Raw genomic sequence first — 16,593 nt, 5'->3', positions numbered from 1 at the left:
TGAGGCTGCAACGCCAACGGGGAAAGGAACCACCTGCTATGCGCCGCACTCTGTCCGCACGTCTGTGCTGCCTCACCGTCACCGGTGCGCTCGTGATCGCACTGCCGGCACCCGCGCAGGCCGCTGTCCTGGCCACCGACCTGGTGTCGGTGACCGCGGACGGCACCCAGGGCAACGAGAACTCGATCCTGCCGTCCGTCGACGCCGACGGACGGTTCGTCGTCTTCCAGTCGCAGGCGTCGAACCTGACGCCCGGCGACGACAACGGCCAGTACGACATCTTCCTCACCGACCGCGACACCGGTTCGCTGGAGCTCATCTCCCGCGGTGCGGACGGCAGCCCGCTGCCGGGCAGCTCCGGCGGAGCACGGATCAGCGCCGACGGCCGGTTCGTCACCTACTACTCGTGGACCGGCACGAGCGCCGAGTGGCCGAAGATCTACGTGTACGACCGGGTCGCGCGGGAGACGGAAGTGATCCCGTCCGGGGCGAAGGGCGCCATGTTCCCCAGCATCAGCGGCGACGGCCGGTACGTGACGTTCAAGTCCGGCTCGGAGGACATCGTCCCGGACGCCAACGGCTGGTACGAGGATGTCTTCGTCCACGACCGCCGGACCGGCACCACCACCATCGCCTCCACCGCCGCCGACGGCACGCAGGGCGATCATTCCAGCTCGAAGGGCGTCCTCACCGCTGACGGCCGGCACGTCGCGTTCGCCTCCACCGCGACGAATCTGGTGCCCGGCGACACCAACGACACCGAGGACATCTTCCTCAAGGACCTGACCACCGGCGACATCCGGCGGATCACCGTGACCAGCGACGGCTCACAGCTGACCGACTTCTGGATCTACAGCGACCCGTCGGTCAGCGCTGACGGCCGGTACGTCAGCTACTCCACCACCGGCGCGTTCGCGCCGGACGACGCCAACGACGACATCGACGTGTACCTGCACGACACCGTCACCGGCGCGACCACACTGGTCTCCCGGACGTTCGACGGCCGGCCCATCAACTCCGGGTGGGCCTCGTCCCCGGCGGTGAGCGGCGACGGCGGTTCGGTCGCGTTCTGGTCGAACTCCGGCCAGATCGTCGACGGTGACACCAACTACGCCGGCGACCTCTTCGTGTACAACCGGGCGAGCGCCGTCACCGAGCGGGTGTCGGTCACCAGCTCGGGCGCCGAGGCCGAAGGTTCGGACAGCGGCGTGCTGAGCCACGACGGCCGCCTCGCCTTCTACCGCGCGAGTGCCACCGACCTCGTCCCGAACGACACGAACGGCAAGGACGACGTCTTCGTCACCCGCCGCTCGTAAACCCGCACCACCGCTCGACCGTCACGCCGGCTTCCTCCCCATGAGGGAGCCGGCGTGTCCGTCCTCGGTGGACCGGGGCGGAGCACACCCCGGCACGCGTCCTGGGCGGGCATCCGATCGGTACGGTCGCCGCATGGACGATGCTCGCCCGTCACGGCTGCCCAGCACGCTACTGATCATTGCCATGTGCCTGCTGGGCACCTGCGCCCTGCCGTCCGCGGCACTGTTCGTGCTGAGCGGCACCGCAGGAGGCTCGGACCTCGGTCTCAGCCTCACGCTCGGAGCACCCGCGCTGGTCCTCTATCCCGTCGCGTTGTGGCTGTGGCTGCACGCCAGAAGGCAACTCACCATCGGGCGGGCATGGGGGCATGCCGTACTCGGACTCGTGCTGATCGTCGGCAGCTCGGTCGCGCCGGTGACGGCCTTCGGCACACTGATCGCCGAGGAGCGCAGGGAAAGCCGGCCGGGTGGTCGCGGCTACCAGCCCAGCAGCCGATGACGCCCTGCTCGATGCATGGTCAGGCCCGGTGCTCGGCGAGGACCCCGCGAAACAGCGCAAAGTAGCTGCCATGAGCCAGAGACAGATCCGCGAGTGCGTTTCCCGTGAACCACGCGATGGCATCGTGCTCTTCCGGCGCCACGTTGGCCGGAGACCCTGTCCACGCTTCGATCAGCCAGATCTGCATGTCGAACGTTTCGCCATGAACCTCGTGCACGGGCGGCCCCGACGGCGCCGCGATGTCGATGCCCAGCTCCTCGCGGAGTTCTCGAGCAAGTGCCACATCGGGGATTTCCCCGGGCTCCACGTGGCCACCGGGCATGTCCCAGACGTCCGGGAGCCAACGGCGCTGCGGAGATCGATGGCAGAGCAGGACGCGGTCGCCGTCGCGCAGCAACGCCGTGACGATGCGGGCCTTCGGAGAGTCTTCCGCGGAGATCGGCACAGGCGCATCCTGCCACCCTGGCGAGAGCCGCATCGCCCCGGTACACATTGAGGTGGTTCCCGCCGTCAATGTGCGGGCGACGACACACAGACCATCGTGGTGTCCTCAAGGGCCTCGACGACCCCGGGTGCCTGCTCCGGAACATGCACGAAGTCGCCGGCACCTACCGTTACGGCCTCGCTCTCGGCGCCCACCCGCAGCGCTCCGCTGAGCACCACCCAGACCTCCGCGTAGGAGGCCGGCAGATCCGCCCGGGACCCCGCGGAGAAGAACGCCGTGTAGGCGCTCATCGAGCTGCCTGCCTCTTTGCCGAAGGCGGGCGCGATGAGGATGCCATCGCCGAAGCGGATGGCGTCGCCGCCGATCGCCGAGCTGAACCTGCGGACCTGCGGGAGCGTGGCATCCATGTCGAAGACCTCCAGGAGTCGAGCGCGGTCGGTGATGAGGTCAAACTGCGGCGGCGTGATCATTCCGGCGTCCCGGCCGAGCCCAACATGGTCAATGCGTCCGGTGAGAGGCCGGTGATGGTGCAGACCTTCGACGACGGGCGCCAGCCGGAACGCCGCAGCGTCAGGTTGACCTGCTCGACACGCTTGCCCTCGGCGGCCCTGGTCGTGGTGCCGTTGTCCCGATAGCCCATCGCCCGCGAAACGCTCAGCGAAGCGTGATTCGTGACCCAGGCCGCGGTGTCCGCGCGGTCGGCGCCCAGGCCGTCGAAGGCCAGATGCAGGACCGCCTCGCGCATGGCCTTGCCATGGCCGGCGCCCTGGAATCGCCGTCCCACCCAGGAACCCGTCGAGACCGTCTTCGTCACCGCGAAGTGCTGAGCGCCGATCTCCTGAACTCCGACGATGTCGTGGCCGACGCGTGCCGCGAGCATCAGGTTCCATCTGGCCGGCGTCCAGTCGGCGAACGCGGCCCAGTGATAGCGCAGGAACCGGCGTTCCGCCTCCGGAGACGCGACGTCCTCCCACCCGCCCACGGGCGTACGCGGAAGGTACTGGCTCTGTGGGTCGTAGATGCCGTCGGCGGCCACGCGTGCGAGCACCTCGAGCGTGTCCTGCCCGGGCACGAACAACTCCACGGCCGCCGTGCGAACACCGATGTTGAGTACCGGCCAGAGTTCGACGAGCGACATACGCCCATCCTGGCTCAGTTCCCGGGCTTGGCCTTCTGTGGATAGAACGTTTCCTGCCGGGCGAGCATCGCGACGAACTCGCCGATCTTCCGCTCGCGCGTCTCGGCCCGCTTCACGGCGTTGAGGCGGTGGATCAGCGCGAACCGGTTGGCCTTGGTGAGCACGTCCAACATCGCCTGAGCCGCCGGGTCAGCGGCGACCGCGGCCAACAGGTCGGCCGGCACCTCAGCCTCCGACGGCGGGGCGTACGCCGCAGCCCACCGCCCGTCCGCTTCGGCCGCCTCCACCGCGGCCAGGCCGGCGGGCATCATCCTGCCCTGCTCCAGCAGCCGGGCCACGTTGGCGACGTTGCGCTGGGACCAGGAGCTGCGGGATCGGCGCGGCGTGAACCGGATCCACGAGGTCTCCTCGTCGCGCTTGCGGGCCTGACCGTCGATCCAGCCGAAGCAGAGGCCTTCGTCGACCGCCTGCTGCCAGGTGAGCGTGGTGACGGTGCCGCCCTTCTTCGTCAGGGCGAGCCACACGCCGGGTGAGGTCTCGTGGTGGCCGGACAACCAGGTTCGCAGCGCTGCGGCGTCTGCGACGATCAGCTCCTCTAGTTCAGCGCTCGGCATGGAGGCAGGCTAACGTCAGCCGCTGCGAAGCGCGCACGCACCGCCGAAGGGGAGCTCAACCATGCGGATCACCGTGCTGGGCGCGGGTTCATGGGGTACCACCGTCGCGTCCGTCCTCACCCGCCGAGATCACGAGTCGCTGATCTGGGCGCGCAACCCGGAGACGGCCGACGAGATCAACGCCAAGCACACCAACGAGCGCTATCTCGAGGGGTTTCCGCTGCCGGACCGGCTTCGCGCCACCGCGGACCTCGCCGAGGCGGCGGCCCACGCGGAGCTGCTCGTGGTGGGGGTGCCCACCGGCGCCTTCCGGGAGACTCTCGAAGGCGTCCGGCCGGATCTGCATCCGTGGATCCCCGTGGTGAGCCTCAGCAAAGGGCTGGAGCGTGACTCCCTGCTGCGGATGACCGAGGTGATCAAGGATGTGCTGCCGGGGCATCCGGCCGCCGCGCTGACCGGGCCCAACCTGGCCAAGGAGATCATGGCCGGCATGGCGGCGGCCACGGTGATCGCCACCGAGGACCTCACGGTTGCCACCGAGATCCAGCGGGTGTTCCGGCGGGGACTGCTGCGGGTGTACACCAACCACGACGTGATCGGCTGCGAGGTCGGCGGGGCGCTGAAGAACGTCGTGGCGATCGCGACCGGGATCGCCCAGGGTCTGGGCGTCGGCGACAACACCCGCGCCGGGGTGATCTCCCGCGGGCTCGCCGAGCTGACCACACTGGCGGTCGCGATGGGCGGCGAGCCGGGCACGCTCGCCGGGCTGGCCGGGATGGGTGACCTGGTGGCGACGTGCATCAGCCCGCACAGCCGCAACCGGCACGTCGGTGAGCAGCTCGGCCGGGGGCGGAGCCTGGACGACATCCTCGCCGGGATGGGGCAGGTCGCCGAGGGCGTCAAGACGGTGCACGCCGCGGTGCGGCTGGCCGACCAGCACGGCCTGCCCATGCCCATCACCCGCACCATCCACCGTGTCGTCACCGGCGACATCACCGCCGAGCGGGCCTACGAGGGCCTGCTGCGCGCCCACCCGGCCGGTCACGAGTCCGATCCCGGCTGACGTGGCCCGACGGCGGGGTGTGATGGGCACCCGACACACCCGTTGCCACCCGCCGTGACCGGGCAGACGCTGAAGTCATGACGACTGCAGCAGATGATCCGCCATGAACGCCCGGACCGGCGTGGGTTGCGCGTCGGCGGTGCTCTGCCTGGGTGCCGGGATGCTCGCCGGCTGCGGCGGGGACGGGAGCCCCACCACGCCGGCGGCGCCCGATCCCCCGGTGAGTGTTACCCCGGGACCGGGCGGGACCGGTGACACCGAAGGCGACGGGGGCGACGCGCAGGCGCCCGGGGCGCCGAAGCCTCCGAAGAAGTCACGGAAGGGCGGGCACGGTGCGCCGATCCGCGTCCCCGACCGGATCGTCGAGCAGGGCCTTCCCGCCTCCGGAGTGGTGAGCCGCCTGCGGGCGGACATCCGCAGGCAGTGCGGTGGCAGCGACTGTGTGACCCTGCGGGTGGTGCCGCCCGCGGAGGGCGACGATCGCTGTGAGGTCCTCTTCCTGGAGACTGTTCCCGCGCAGGGCACGACGGTCGAACGTGAATCGACGGTCAAGGTCCTGACCACCTACGACGTGTGCGAGCCGGAGCCGCCGGAGAGCACCGGTCCCAGCCCGAGCCCGACGCCCGAGACGGAAACCACGACGGAAACCGAGACCGAGCCGCCGTGACGGCCGGACCGCGCGACGACGTGCCCGCTGACCCGGAGCAGCCGCGACCCCGCGGTCTGCCGGAGGTGAGCCGGGCCGCCGGTGCGCTGGTCGCCTCCACCACCGCGCTGTCCGCGATCATGTTTTACTTCGGCTGGTCGCGGGCGTACTACTTCTACGACTACTTCGGTGTCGAGTCGTCCCTGCTGGGGCTGACCACCCGGGACTACCTCCAGCTCAGCGTCGACGGTCTGTTCGTTCCGCTGGCGTGGGCCGGCGGCGCCGCCCTGGTCGTGCTCTGGGCCGGCCCACCGCTGGCGCGGCTGATCGGCCGGCATCCCCGGTCCGCCGCCGCGGCCCGCGCCCTGCCGATCGTCGGCGCCCTTCTGCTGCTCAACGGCCTCTCCGCGATCTTCCGGCCGACGCCTCTCAACACACCGCTGGCGCTGGCCCCGGCCTGCCTGGGCGCGGGCGGACTGCTGCTGGTGTACGCCCTGCGCCGGCACCGCCCGCACACCGGAGTGGTCGAGTGGGCGGTGGTCTTCGTCTTCGCCGGTCTCAGCCTGTTCTGGGCGGCGAACGACTATTCGGCGGCCGTCGGCACTTCCCGGGCCGCGAGCCTGGCCGGGAACCTGTCGTTCTACCCGCACGTCACGATCTTCAGCGAGCGGAGCCTCGGCCTCGCCCGCCCGGGCATCCGGGAGCTGCGCTGCGCGGACCCGAAGGCCGCCTACGGCTTCCGGTACGACGGCTTCAAGCTGATCCAGCAGTCCGGCGAGCAGTACCTGCTGCTGCCCGCCGGCTGGAACCGCGACGAAGGGGTGGCCGTGCTCCTGCCCCGGACCTCGTCGACCCGTCTCGAGTTCGCCCCGGCCGACACGGATGCCGTTCTGCCGAAGCAATGCTGACCGGTGTCTCAGCGGACGCCCGCCGTCACCGCCCGCAGGATGTCGTCCACCCGCTCCTTCGCGTCGCCGAAGAGCATCGCGCAGTTCTCCCGGAAGAAGAGCGGGTTCTGCACCCCCGCGTAACCCGAGGCCATCGATCGTTTGAAGACCACGACGTGGCCGGCCTCCCAGACCGTGAGCACCGGCATCCCGGCGATCGGGCTGGCCGGGTCGTCGGTGGCCGCCGGGTTCACGGTGTCGTTGGCGCCGATCACCAGCACCACCGACGTGCCGGTGAAGTCGTCGTTGATCTCATCCATTTCCAGCACGATGTCGTACGGCACCCGGGCCTCGGCGAGCAGCACGTTCATGTGCCCGGGCAGGCGCCCGGCAACGGGGTGGATGCCGAACCGCACCTGCACGCCCCGCTCGCGCAGCATCCGGGTCAGTTCGGCGACACCGTGCTGCGCCTGCGCGACCGCCATGCCGTACCCCGGAGTGATGATCACCGACTCCGCGGCGAGCAGCAGATCCGCCACGCCGTCCGCGGTGATCTCCCGGTGCTCGCCGTAGTCCTTGGCGTCGGCCGGCCCGGCCTCGATGCCGAAGCCGCCGGCGATCACCGACAGGAAGGAGCGGTTCATCGCCTTGCACATGATGTACGACAGGTACGCACCGGACGAGCCGACCAGCGCACCGGTCACGATCAGCAGGTCGTTCTCGAGCAGGAACCCGGCCGCCGCGGCCGCCCACCCGGAGTAGCTGTTGAGCATCGACACCACCACCGGCATGTCGCCGCCGCCGATCGAGGCAACCAGGTGCCAGCCCAGCGCCAGCGCGACCACGGTGACCGCGATCAGCAACCAGAGCCGCGGGTCGATCACGAACCAGGCGCTGAGGACGACGAAGACGACGAGCGCGCCGACGTTCAGCAGGTTCTTGCCGGGCAGCATCAGCGGGCTCGACCTGATCCGCGCGGACAGTTTGAGGAAGGCGACGATCGAGCCGGTGAAGGTGACCGCGCCGATGAAGACGCCGATGACCACTTCGGCGCTGTGGATGCCGAGCATCTCTTGGCCGGCGAGCAGGGCCGCCGCGGCGCCGTCCGGGTGGGCCTCGACGTGCAGATAGCCGTTCCAGCCGACGAGCACGGCGGCCAGGCCGACGAAGCTGTGCAGCAGGGCAATCAGCTCCGGCATGCCGGTCATCTCGACCTTGCGGGCCCGGTGCAGGCCGATCGCGGCGCCCGCCACGGTGGCGACGAGCACCAGGATCAGACCGGTGCTGCTGATGTCGCGGGCGATCGCGAGGGCGACGGTGGCCGCCAGCGCGACCCCCATCCCGGCGATGCCGAACGTGTTGCCGGCGTTGGCGGTCTCGTGCCGGGAGAGTCCGGCGAGGGCGAGGATGAACAGCAGGGCGGCGACGATGTAGGCCGCCTGCGCCGCGGTCTCGATGGTCATCTGGTCAGCTCCTCGAGAACATGGCGAGCATCCGGCGGGTGACGGCGAATCCGCCGAAGATGTTGATGCCGGCCAGCAGGATCGCGACGAACGCGAGCCCGGTGACGATGTCGTTGTCCTGGCCGAGCTGCAGCAGGGCGCCGACGACGATGATCCCGGAGATGGCGTTGGTGACCGACATCAGCGGGGTGTGCAGGGCGTGGTGGACGTGGCCGATCACGTAGTAGCCGATGACGATGGCCAGCGCGAAGACGGTGAGATGTCCACGCAGGGCCGGCGGCGCGAACGCGGTCAGCAGGAACAGCGCGGCGGCGCCGGCACCGATGACCGGCAGGCGGCTCGCCCGTTTCTTCGGCGCATCGGCGACCGGCTGCGGTGCGGCCGGCGCGGCAGGCGCGACGGAGACCGCCACCGGGGGCGGCGGCCACGTCAGCTCCCCTTCCCGGACCACCGTGATCGACCGCTGCACCACGTCCTCGAAGTCCAGGACCAACTGCCCGTCCCGCTCCGGCGTCATCAGCTTCATCAGGTTGACCAGGTTGGTGCCGTACAGCTGCGAGGCCTGGGCCGGCAGCCGCCCGGCCAGGTCGGTGTAGCCGATGATGGTCACCCCGTTGGGGGTCACCACCACCTCGCCCGGGACGGTGCCCTCCACGTTCCCGCCGTTGGCGGCGGCCATGTCGACGATCACGCTGCCGGATCTCATGCCGGCCACCATCGCGGCGGTGATCAGCCGGGGCGCCGGTCTGCCCGGGATCAGCGCGGTGGTGATGACGATGTCGACGTCGGTGGCCTGCTGGGCGTAGAGCCGGGCGGCCCGCTCGTTGTAGTCGTCGGACATCTCCTTGGCGTAACCGGTGGACGAGACCTCGACGTCGGCGGCCTCCACCGCGAGGTACTCACCGCCGAGGGAGCGGACCTGGTCGGCCACCTCCGGGCGGGGGTCGGTGGCCCGGACGATCGCGCCCAGACTCCCGGCGGCGCCGATCGCCGCCAGTCCGGCGACACCCGCGCCGGCCACCAGCACCTTGGCCGGCGCGACCTTGCCCGCCGCCGTCACCTGCCCGGTGAAGAACCGGCCGAAGACGTGCGCTGCCTCGACGACAGCGCGATATCCGGCGATGTTGGCCATCGACGAGAGCACGTCCAGCGACTGGGCGCGGGAGATCCGCGGCACGGCGTCCATCGACAGCGCGGTGATCGGCCGCCGCGCCAGCTCCTCGACCAGGCCGGCGTCGAGGCGCGGGTTGAGCATCCCGATCAGCGTGGCGCCCGCGGCCAGCCGGTCGAGCTGCTCCGGAGGCAGCGGGTTGATGGTGAGCACGATGTCCGCGGCGAGCGGGTCGCCGATCGTGGCGCCGGCCTCGGCATAGGCCTGGTCCGCGAAGGACGCGGCGGCGCCGGCCCCGGCCTGGACCACGACGTCGTACCCGAGCTTCATCAGCTCCGCGACCGTCGCGGGCGTCGCCGCGACCCGCCGCTCACCCGGGTCCGGGTCACGCGGTACACCGATCAGCATCAGTCGACCTCCGTGTTCCCTTTGTTACTCGCAAGTAGGGGCTGACAGTAGACGGTCTTGCGCCCGCTGCACAGTGCCCCCAGCACTGAATGTCACCGAATAATCGCCGTCCGGCAACACGACTTCCGGCTCCGGGCCGTTTTCCCCGGCCTTTCCAGCGCGCAGGGGTACGGCCGGAGCGCCCCCGCCGATGTCACGCGCTCCGGCGCTCGCCACGACAGGATTCGCCGTCGTGGCATCCCCGTCCACAGTGATCGGTCGACGTCGATGCGATGAACTATGCTGACGGGCCGGGAGGGTCGTGGCAGGCAGCGGGGAGACCAGGACGGCCGCCGGCGTCGGTGTGATGCGGGCGTTGGAGCAGCATGCCCGGCAACCCCTGTTCGACGATCCCCTCGCCGAACGGCTGCTCTCCGGCTGGGCCGCCGTCATGGTGGCGCACCGGCCCTCACGGTGGGCGTTCCTGCGCGCGCTGGACCGGGTCGGCCCCGGTTTCTACGGAGCGGTGGTGTGCCGCACCCGGGCCATCGACGACGCCTGCGCGTCCGCGCTCGCCGACGGTCTCCGCCAGGTGGTCATCGTCGGCGCCGGGATGGACACCCGGCCGTACCGGATGCCGGCGATGGCGACGACCCGCGTCTGGGAGCTCGACCTCGCGGCGGTGCAGGACCAGAAGAAGGCAGCGCTGACCCGGGCGCTGGGCACGGTTCCCGGCCACGTCCGCCACGCACCGATCGATCTCTCTGCACGACCGGTGGGCGACGTGCTCGCCGAAGCCGGCACGGACCTCACCGCCCCGACGCTGGCGCTGTGCGAGGCGGTGTCGATGTACGTGCCCGGCAGCGCCGCCGAAGGTCTGCTCCGGTGGGCGGGAAGCCTGCCGCCCGGCAGCCGGCTGGTCCTGACATATCTGTCCCGCGACGTCGCGGAAGATCCCCGCTTCGCCGGCTGGGCGCGACGGCTGGGCTGGCGGACCTCCTTCCGGCCGGCGGAGATTGCCGAGCGACTGACCGGGTACGGCCTGCGCGTCCGCGCCGACCTGGGCGCCGACGAGCATCAAGACCTGCTGTTACGGCCGATCGGCCGAACGTTGACCGTGTTCGCGGGCGAACGCGTCCTGATCGCCGAGGCCTGACCGGCGCCCTCCCCCAGCGGGCGGTCCCCAGCGGCCGGGCAGTTCGGTCGCCGTCCGCAGGGCACCGGCACCTTCGACGAAGCGCGCCAGGCGATCCCGATGATCCCCGACCCCGTCGGCTTCCCATAGTTCCGCGCTCTCCGGCGACAGGACCGTGATCCGGACCTCGCTCTCGCCGTCGGACAGCCGGACGAGCTCATAAGCAAACACTGGCACCTCACTGCGTGGAGGGCTGGAGGACGCATCCGGCAACCGCGGGTGGGCGTGTCGCCGGATGCGTGGCGCGGTCAGGGCTTGAGGACGACCTTCTCGCAGTTGTCCTGCTTGTTCTTGAAGATCTCGAAGCCGTGTGCCGCCTGGTCGAGTGGCAGCGTGTGGGTGATGATCCGGGTCGGGTCGATCTCACCACGCTCGATGCGCTGCAGCAGCGGCTTCATGTAGCGCTGCACATGGCACTGCCCGGTTCGCAGGGTCAGCGACCGGTTCATCCAGGCGCCGGCCGGGAATTTGTCCAGCAGGCCGCCGTACACGCCGATCACCGAGACCACGCCGCCGCTGCGGCACGACATGATCGCCTGGCGCAGCGCGTGCGGCCGATCGGTCTCCGACCGTACGGCCTGCTTGATGTGGTCGTAGGCGGCGATGTGCGCGCTGCCGTGGGTGGCCTCCAGGCCGACCGCGTCGATGCACTTGTCCGGTCCGCGCCCGCCGGTCAGTTCCAGCAGCCGCGACCGTACGTCGACCTCGTCGAAGTTGACCGGTATGTGGCCGGCCCGTTCGGCCATCTCCAGCCGGTACGGCTCCTTGTCGATGGCGATGACCTTCGCTGCGCCGAGGACCCGGGCGCTGTCCATGGCGAACTGGCCGACCGGGCCGGCGCCCCACACCGCCACCACGTCGCTGGGCTGGATGTCGCACATCTCGGCGCCCATGTAGCCGGTGGGCAGGATGTCGGACAGGAACAGCACCTGCTCGTCGGTCAGGTCGGACTCGATCTTCAGCGGGCCGACGTCGGCGAACGGCACCCGCGCGTACTGCGCCTGACCGCCGGCGAAGCCGCCGGTCAGATGCGAGTACCCGAAGATCCCCGCGGTGGGGTGGCCGAACATCTTCTCCGAGATGCCGGCGTTGGGGTTGCTGTTCTCGCAGCAGGAGTACATTTCGGCGGCGCAGGCCGCGCAGGCGCCGCAGGCGATCGGGAACGGCACGACGACCCGGTCCCCGACGCGCAGCCGGCTGGGGTCGACGGCCGGTCCGACCTCGATCACCTCGCCCATGAACTCGTGGCCCATGACATCGCCGTCCTGCATCGTGGGCACGTAGCCGTTGACCAGGTGCAGGTCCGAGCCGCAGATCGCGGTGGAGGTGATCCGGACGACGGCGTCGCGCTTGTTCAGGATCTTGGGGTCCGGCACGTCACGCACTTCGACCTTGTTGCGACCGGCCCAGGTGTTCGCCCTCATGCGCCCGCTCCCTTCGCGATTTCGGCGTCCGACAACGGTTGCGCCGGTCGCTGCGGGAACTCCTTGCGGGCCCGTTTGCCCCACGGTGCGCCGTCGGAGCGGACCACCTCGCCGGTCTCCAGCACCTGCTTGAGCCGGCGCAGGTCGTCGTCGAGCTGCTGGTGCGGTTCCTCGCCGAAGTACTTGGCGACCGCCTTGCCGACGCTGCCGCCCGGGACGTCGTACACCAGGACGACGTGCACCTCGGTGCTCACCCCGTCCGGGGCGGGCACGAACCGGACCGTGCCCGCGTTGGGCACGTCGGCGTGGCCGGTCGAACGCCACACGATCTTCTCGCCGGGCATCTCCTCGACGATCTCCGCATCCCACCCGACGTCCTTGCCGAACGGAGCGTCGGCGGTCCAGTGACTCGTCCGGTCCCCGGTGGTGCGGACCTGCTCCAGATGCGCCATGAACCTCGGAAGGTTCTCCAGATCGCGCCAGAACGCGTAGACCTCCGGCGAGGGTTTGCGAATGGTTGTCGTGGCTGTCAATTCCATGGAGGCTCCTCACGTGTGCCTCGCACCGTCGGCACGGGGCTGACTTTCGCCCCGGGTGGCCCGCACGGTGTTCAGCCGGTCACCACGGTGATCCCGGTGACGGGCCAGTCAGTAACGCGCGTCCCGTCCAGGGGCCCGACCGGGCCATTCAGGTGGTGGTACCCCCGAAAAACGACCTGAACCCACCAGGCGCCGTTGCGGGCCACGACGAGGACGGCCGCGGTCTTCCGGCCCGTCGGCGACACCGCCCTGGAGAAGTGGGACGGCGACTGCAGGCTGCTGGCCGTGAAGATCAGCCGCACAGCGTTGGAGGACCAACTCGCCCGCCTGCTGGACACTCCGGTCCGCGCCACCATCGACCTGGCCCCGACCATCGACGTCACCCGGGGGCCGGGCGCCAGCCGGCTGCGCCTCGTCGAGCTGATGGCCGCGGACGCCGCCGAGCCACAAGGACTCCTGCGGAATCCCGTGGTCGGCGCCAGGATGCAGGAAGCCCTGATCACGGGACTGCTGACCGCCGTGGATCACCCGTACCGGGAACAGCTGGAACGCCCGAACCCGCTGACCGCTGCTCCAGGCGCGATCCGGCGGGTGGTCGAAGCCATGCGGGCGCAACCGGGCAGACCGTTCACCGTCGGTACCGCGCCCAGTACGGAATCTCCCCCAGCGAAACGTTGCGGGGATGGCCCGCTGCGCGTTCGCGCACCCTGGATCATCAGCTCTTTGGCCACCGTCGGCGGTGCGATCGGCTCCGGACCGGAGGATGAGGAAACGGTGCGGGCCGCCGCGTACGGCTACCATCGCGAACCGGGCGGCTGGCGGGACGAACGGGACGGATAGCCCCGCAGCGGGCGGGGTAGTACGCACCCCGACGTCGGCTCGGCAATCCGAGGGAGATCTTGTGGCCGTCCCGCTCCGCAGCACGGTCGTCCACGGCCTGACGATGGCCTATCGGGAGACCGGCGCCGGTGACCCCGTCGTCCTGCTCCATGGCAACCCCACCTCGTCCTACCTGTGGCGCCACGTGTTGCCGGAGCTCGAACACCTGGGCCGGTGCCTGGCGCCCGACCTGGTCGGCATGGGCGACTCGCAGAAGCTGCCCGGCTCCGGACCCGGCAGCTACCGCTTCGCCGAGCACAGCCGCCATCTCGAGGCGTTGCTGGAGCAGCTGGGCGTGACCGGGCGGGTCACGCTGGTCGGCCACGACTGGGGCGCCGTGCTGGGCATCGACTGGGCCAGGCGGCACCCGCACGCGGTCCGCGGCGTCGCCTATCTGGAGACGCTGACCGCGCCGGTGCGCGGCGGCAGCGCCGAGGCTCCCGATCCCGCCTTCTTCGGAGCCCTGCGTACGCCTCAGGGCGAGTCGATGGTGCTCCGGGACAACCTCTTCGTGGAGCAGATTCTGCCGGCTGGTACGCGACGCCGGCTCAGCGAGGAGGAGATGGACGCCTACCGCCGGCCGTTCCGCGAGCCGGGGGAAGGCCGCCGGCCGATGCTGTCCTGGGCCCGCGAGATCCCGCTCGACGGTGAGCCCGCCGATGTCCACGACGTGGTGGTCCGCAACGCGGCCTGGATGGCCGCCACGCCGGTTCCCAAGCTGTTCGTCAACGCCGAGCCCGGCGCTCTGCTCACCGGCGGCCTGCGGGAACAGTGCCGGCGGTGGCCGCGGCAGCGGGAGGTGACCGTGCCCGGTCTGCACTTCCTGCCCGAGGACTCACCGCGCGAGATCGCCGCTGCTCTCCAGGAGTGGATCGCGGCCTTGCCGTGACCGCGGAGCCACCCCGGTCACCACGCTGTGACCGGGACGCGGCGGCTCACGCCGGCTGGTTGACTCTCGGTTCAGCGACGTCGGCGCCCCGGCCGCGGCGGGCGCTGATCAGCGAGTCCGCCGACCACTGGCCGGCGCCGAACGCCGCGATCAGCAGGAACGACCAGGCGTACAGGGCCGGGGTGACGCCGCCGTTCTCGATCGGCATCAGGCCGTCCGGCTGATGCACGACGAAATAGGCGTACGCCATCGAACCGGAGGCGAGGATCGCGGCGGGCCGGGTGAAGAGGCCGACCATCACGAGCAGGCCGCAGACGAGCTGGATGACCGCGGCGTACCAGTTCGGCCAGAGGCCGACCGGGAGCGGCTCGCCGGTGCCGCGGCTGCCGCCGAGGACGCCGAACAGGCTGGCGAGGCCGTGACAGGTGAACAGCAGGCCGACGACGATGCGGAACAGCGGCCATGTGAGCTGGGCGAAGCGAGGGGAAGACAAACAGACGCTCCTTTGCGGCGAAATGCGGGCTGACCTGGCAGTCCACATTAGGCAGCTGTCACCTTCGTGACAGATAGACGTCTATAAATTATTTCTAAGAGTTGGCTAAGGCGCGCGGGAGCCGCGGGCCTTCTCCTGCTCGACGAGGGCGTCGAGGTCGCTCAGCCGGTGCAGGCCCTGCAGCGGCTGGCGCATCCGATGGTTGCCGGCCAGCTTCCGCTCGTGGCGGGCCAGGAAATTCCAATACCCGGCGGTGTACGGGCAGGCGCCGTCCCCCGCGCGCACCTTCGGGTCGTACCGGCAGCCGCCGCAGTAGTCGCTCATCCGGTTGATGTAGGCGCCGCCGGCCGCGTACGGCTTGGTGCTCATCCGCCCGCCGTCGGCGAACTGGCTCATGCCGATCACGTTGGCCGTCATCACCCACTCGTAGCCGTCGACGAAGCACCGGTGGAACCAGTCGGCGATCGCGCCCGGCCGCCAGCCGCGCTGCATGGCGTAGTTGCCGAGCACCATGAGCCGGGGGATGTGGTGCACCCAGCCGCGGTCGCGGACACCGGCCAGCACGTCGGACAGGCAGCGCGCCTCGACCGCGTCGGCGTCCAGCTCGGCGAACCACCGGGGCAGCTCCCGGCGGGCGTGCAGCTCGTTGGCGGCCCGGTAGTCCGGCTCGAAATACCAGTAGAGGTGCCAGATGAAGTCACGCCAGCCGAGGATCTGCCGGACGAAGCCCTCGACGCTCGCCAGCGGCGCGGCCCCCGACCGGTACGCCTGGGCGGCCTGCTCGATCACCTCGACGGGATCCAGCAGTCCGAGATTGATCGTGGCGCTCAGCATGCTGTGCGCCATCCGGAAGTCGCCGGCCAGCATCGCGTCCTCGTACGGCCCGAAGACCGGCAGCCGGTGCTCGACGAAGTGGCGCAGCCGGGCCAGCGCCTCACCCCGGGTCGCCGGGAACATCCGCGGGCCGTCGTTGCCGACGAAGACGATGCCGTCCTCCGACTGCCAGCGGTCCAGGTCAGCGCGTACCTCCGCGTCGATCTCGTCCTCGACGATCTCCGGCGGCGCCGGCACGTCGAGTTTCGTGGCGCCCTTCGGTGGCGGCTCCCGGTTCTCGGCGTCCAGGTTCCACTTGCCGCCGGCCGGCTCGTCGCCGTTCATCAGCACGTCGTGGCGCTGTCGCGCGTATCGGTAGAAGTCCTCCAGCCGCAGGTGGTCACGGCCGTGCGCCCAGCGCACGAAGTCCTGCGGTGCGGTGACGAAGCCGCGCGGCGGCAGCATCTCCACGTCCGGGAGCCGCTGGACGAACGCTCGCGCAGTGCGGGACGTGGGGTGGCAGACGGTGACCGGCCCGGTGAGCGCCGCGGCGTACGTCTCCGCGCGCACCAGCCGGGTGTCGCCCTCGGTGGCCCGGTGCCGCAGCGCGGAGAGGATGAGGTGCGCCTTCTGCCGGTGGAAGACGCGGCGCCGGAACACCGCCTTCGACTCCACCAGCAGCACCGGCTGATCCGCGGCGTCCAGGAAGTGCGGTCCCAGCTGGTCGGCGAACAACCAGCGACGTGTCATGTCTGCCATGCTGCCCCACCCGGCCCAGGAGTCGCTCGGCAA

General features: G+C 70.5%; 18 protein-coding genes. 8 read left to right on the top strand and 10 right to left on the bottom strand.

The features are described from left to right. Positions 1–38: 38 nt before the first annotated feature. Both AC0NH5_RS17965 and AC0NH5_RS17960 read left to right on the top strand, forming a co-directional pair. On the top strand, positions 39–1,316 hold the full coding sequence (locus tag AC0NH5_RS17965; protein WP_474405082.1) for a hypothetical protein: 1,278 nt from the start codon (positions 39–41) through the stop codon (positions 1,314–1,316). A 133-nt stretch (positions 1,317–1,449) separates the two neighbouring features. Then, the gene (locus tag AC0NH5_RS17960; protein WP_474405080.1) at positions 1,450–1,815 is read left to right on the top strand and encodes a hypothetical protein; all 366 of its coding nucleotides are present in this window, start codon (positions 1,450–1,452) and stop codon (positions 1,813–1,815) included. 19 nt (positions 1,816–1,834) lie between these two features. Here the strand turns inward: AC0NH5_RS17960 and AC0NH5_RS17955 are convergent, their stop codons facing one another. The 4 genes from AC0NH5_RS17955 to AC0NH5_RS17940 all read right to left on the bottom strand — a co-directional run bounded on the left by AC0NH5_RS17955 (position 1,835) and on the right by AC0NH5_RS17940 (position 4,012). Continuing rightward, entirely contained in the window at positions 1,835–2,260 is a 426-nt protein-coding gene (locus AC0NH5_RS17955) for an NUDIX domain-containing protein (protein WP_474405078.1), read from the bottom strand. A gap of 65 nt (positions 2,261–2,325) precedes the next feature. Next, a complete protein-coding gene (locus AC0NH5_RS17950) occupies positions 2,326–2,730 on the bottom strand; it encodes a cupin domain-containing protein (RefSeq protein ID WP_474405076.1) in 405 nt (134 codons plus the stop codon). Beyond that, the gene (locus tag AC0NH5_RS17945; RefSeq protein WP_474405075.1) at positions 2,727–3,398 is read right to left on the bottom strand and encodes a GNAT family N-acetyltransferase; all 672 of its coding nucleotides are present in this window, start codon (positions 3,396–3,398) and stop codon (positions 2,727–2,729) included. Before AC0NH5_RS17945 ends, AC0NH5_RS17950 begins: the two co-directional genes overlap by 4 nt. Positions 3,399–3,412: 14 nt before the next feature. Next, positions 3,413–4,012, bottom strand: coding sequence for a YdeI/OmpD-associated family protein (locus AC0NH5_RS17940; RefSeq protein WP_474405073.1), 600 nt, complete (start codon positions 4,010–4,012; stop codon positions 3,413–3,415). A 61-nt stretch (positions 4,013–4,073) separates the two neighbouring features. Between AC0NH5_RS17940 and AC0NH5_RS17935 the strand changes: the two genes are divergently transcribed. The 3 genes from AC0NH5_RS17935 to AC0NH5_RS17925 all read left to right on the top strand — a co-directional run bounded on the left by AC0NH5_RS17935 (position 4,074) and on the right by AC0NH5_RS17925 (position 6,629). Further along, positions 4,074–5,075 (top strand): NAD(P)H-dependent glycerol-3-phosphate dehydrogenase, encoded by a 1,002-nt coding sequence (locus tag AC0NH5_RS17935; protein ID WP_474405071.1) that lies wholly within the window; start codon positions 4,074–4,076, stop codon positions 5,073–5,075. Positions 5,076–5,178: 103 nt separating this feature from the next. Then, complete coding sequence (locus AC0NH5_RS17930; RefSeq protein ID WP_474405069.1) at positions 5,179–5,742, top strand: hypothetical protein; 564 nt, start codon at positions 5,179–5,181, stop codon at positions 5,740–5,742. Then, entirely contained in the window at positions 5,739–6,629 is an 891-nt protein-coding gene (locus AC0NH5_RS17925) for a hypothetical protein (RefSeq protein WP_474405068.1), read from the top strand. The genes AC0NH5_RS17930 and AC0NH5_RS17925 overlap by 4 nt, the downstream gene beginning before the upstream one ends. 8 nt (positions 6,630–6,637) lie before the next feature. Here AC0NH5_RS17925 and pntB read toward each other — a convergent pair whose 3' ends face one another. Then, entirely contained in the window at positions 6,638–8,071 is a 1,434-nt protein-coding gene (gene pntB, locus AC0NH5_RS17920; RefSeq protein WP_474405066.1) for a Re/Si-specific NAD(P)(+) transhydrogenase subunit beta, read from the bottom strand. 4 nt (positions 8,072–8,075) lie between these two features. After that, positions 8,076–9,590, bottom strand: a complete 1,515-nt coding sequence (locus tag AC0NH5_RS17915) for a Re/Si-specific NAD(P)(+) transhydrogenase subunit alpha (protein WP_474405064.1) — start codon at positions 9,588–9,590, stop codon at positions 8,076–8,078. Between the two features lie 301 nt (positions 9,591–9,891). Here AC0NH5_RS17915 and AC0NH5_RS17910 point away from each other — a divergent pair, with 301 nt between their 5' ends. Continuing rightward, the gene (locus AC0NH5_RS17910) at positions 9,892–10,725 is read left to right on the top strand and encodes a class I SAM-dependent methyltransferase (protein WP_474405062.1); all 834 of its coding nucleotides are present in this window, start codon (positions 9,892–9,894) and stop codon (positions 10,723–10,725) included. Positions 10,726–11,012: 287 nt separating this feature from the next. On the opposite strand, the gene AC0NH5_RS17905 is transcribed toward AC0NH5_RS17910, so the two are convergent. Continuing rightward, positions 11,013–12,188 carry a zinc-dependent alcohol dehydrogenase gene (locus AC0NH5_RS17905; protein WP_474405060.1) on the bottom strand — a complete coding sequence of 392 codons (1,176 nt, stop codon included), beginning with the start codon at positions 12,186–12,188 and terminating at the stop codon, positions 11,013–11,015. Then, a complete protein-coding gene (locus AC0NH5_RS17900; protein ID WP_474405058.1) occupies positions 12,185–12,727 on the bottom strand; it encodes an SRPBCC family protein in 543 nt (180 codons plus the stop codon). Before AC0NH5_RS17900 ends, AC0NH5_RS17905 begins: the two co-directional genes overlap by 4 nt. Positions 12,728–12,922: 195 nt before the next feature. On the opposite strand from AC0NH5_RS17900, the gene AC0NH5_RS17895 reads away from it, so the two are divergent. Together AC0NH5_RS17895 and AC0NH5_RS17890 are read left to right on the top strand one after the other, a co-directional pair. Further along, the gene (locus AC0NH5_RS17895) at positions 12,923–13,567 is read left to right on the top strand and encodes an AraC-like ligand-binding domain-containing protein (protein ID WP_474405056.1); all 645 of its coding nucleotides are present in this window, start codon (positions 12,923–12,925) and stop codon (positions 13,565–13,567) included. Positions 13,568–13,628: 61 nt separating this feature from the next. Then, the gene (locus tag AC0NH5_RS17890; protein ID WP_474405054.1) at positions 13,629–14,495 is read left to right on the top strand and encodes a haloalkane dehalogenase; all 867 of its coding nucleotides are present in this window, start codon (positions 13,629–13,631) and stop codon (positions 14,493–14,495) included. A gap of 46 nt (positions 14,496–14,541) precedes the next feature. Here AC0NH5_RS17890 and AC0NH5_RS17885 read toward each other — a convergent pair whose 3' ends face one another. Beyond that, positions 14,542–14,988, bottom strand: a complete 447-nt coding sequence (locus AC0NH5_RS17885) for a DoxX family protein (protein WP_474405052.1) — start codon at positions 14,986–14,988, stop codon at positions 14,542–14,544. Positions 14,989–15,093: 105 nt separating this feature from the next. After that, positions 15,094–16,551, bottom strand: a complete 1,458-nt coding sequence (locus AC0NH5_RS17880) for a cryptochrome/photolyase family protein (protein WP_474405050.1) — start codon at positions 16,549–16,551, stop codon at positions 15,094–15,096. Positions 16,552–16,593 lie beyond the last annotated feature (42 nt).

This window comes from Actinoplanes sp. 13, from assembly GCF_056134165.1.
This window is presented reverse-complemented; position numbering and strand designations above follow the sequence as displayed.

Bases quoted from the DNA above. Each gene is read 5' to 3' on its own strand.
- AC0NH5_RS17965 (WP_474405082.1), top strand. From the start codon at position 39: ATGCGCCGCACTCTGTCCGCACGTCTGTGCTGCCTCACCGTCACCGGT.
- AC0NH5_RS17960 (WP_474405080.1), top strand. From the start codon at position 1,450: ATGGACGATGCTCGCCCGTCACGGCTGCCCAGCACGCTACTGATCATT.
- AC0NH5_RS17950 (WP_474405076.1), bottom strand. From the start codon at position 2,730: ATGATCACGCCGCCGCAGTTTGACCTCATCACCGACCGCGCTCGACTC.
- AC0NH5_RS17945 (WP_474405075.1), bottom strand. From the start codon at position 3,398: ATGTCGCTCGTCGAACTCTGGCCGGTACTCAACATCGGTGTTCGCACG.
- AC0NH5_RS17940 (WP_474405073.1), bottom strand. From the start codon at position 4,012: ATGCCGAGCGCTGAACTAGAGGAGCTGATCGTCGCAGACGCCGCAGCG.
- AC0NH5_RS17935 (WP_474405071.1), top strand. From the start codon at position 4,074: ATGCGGATCACCGTGCTGGGCGCGGGTTCATGGGGTACCACCGTCGCG.
- AC0NH5_RS17930 (WP_474405069.1), top strand. From the start codon at position 5,179: ATGAACGCCCGGACCGGCGTGGGTTGCGCGTCGGCGGTGCTCTGCCTG.
- pntB (WP_474405066.1), bottom strand. From the start codon at position 8,071: ATGACCATCGAGACCGCGGCGCAGGCGGCCTACATCGTCGCCGCCCTG.
- AC0NH5_RS17915 (WP_474405064.1), bottom strand. From the start codon at position 9,590: ATGCTGATCGGTGTACCGCGTGACCCGGACCCGGGTGAGCGGCGGGTC.
- AC0NH5_RS17905 (WP_474405060.1), bottom strand. From the start codon at position 12,188: ATGAGGGCGAACACCTGGGCCGGTCGCAACAAGGTCGAAGTGCGTGAC.
- AC0NH5_RS17900 (WP_474405058.1), bottom strand. From the start codon at position 12,727: ATGGAATTGACAGCCACGACAACCATTCGCAAACCCTCGCCGGAGGTC.
- AC0NH5_RS17880 (WP_474405050.1), bottom strand. From the start codon at position 16,551: ATGACACGTCGCTGGTTGTTCGCCGACCAGCTGGGACCGCACTTCCTG.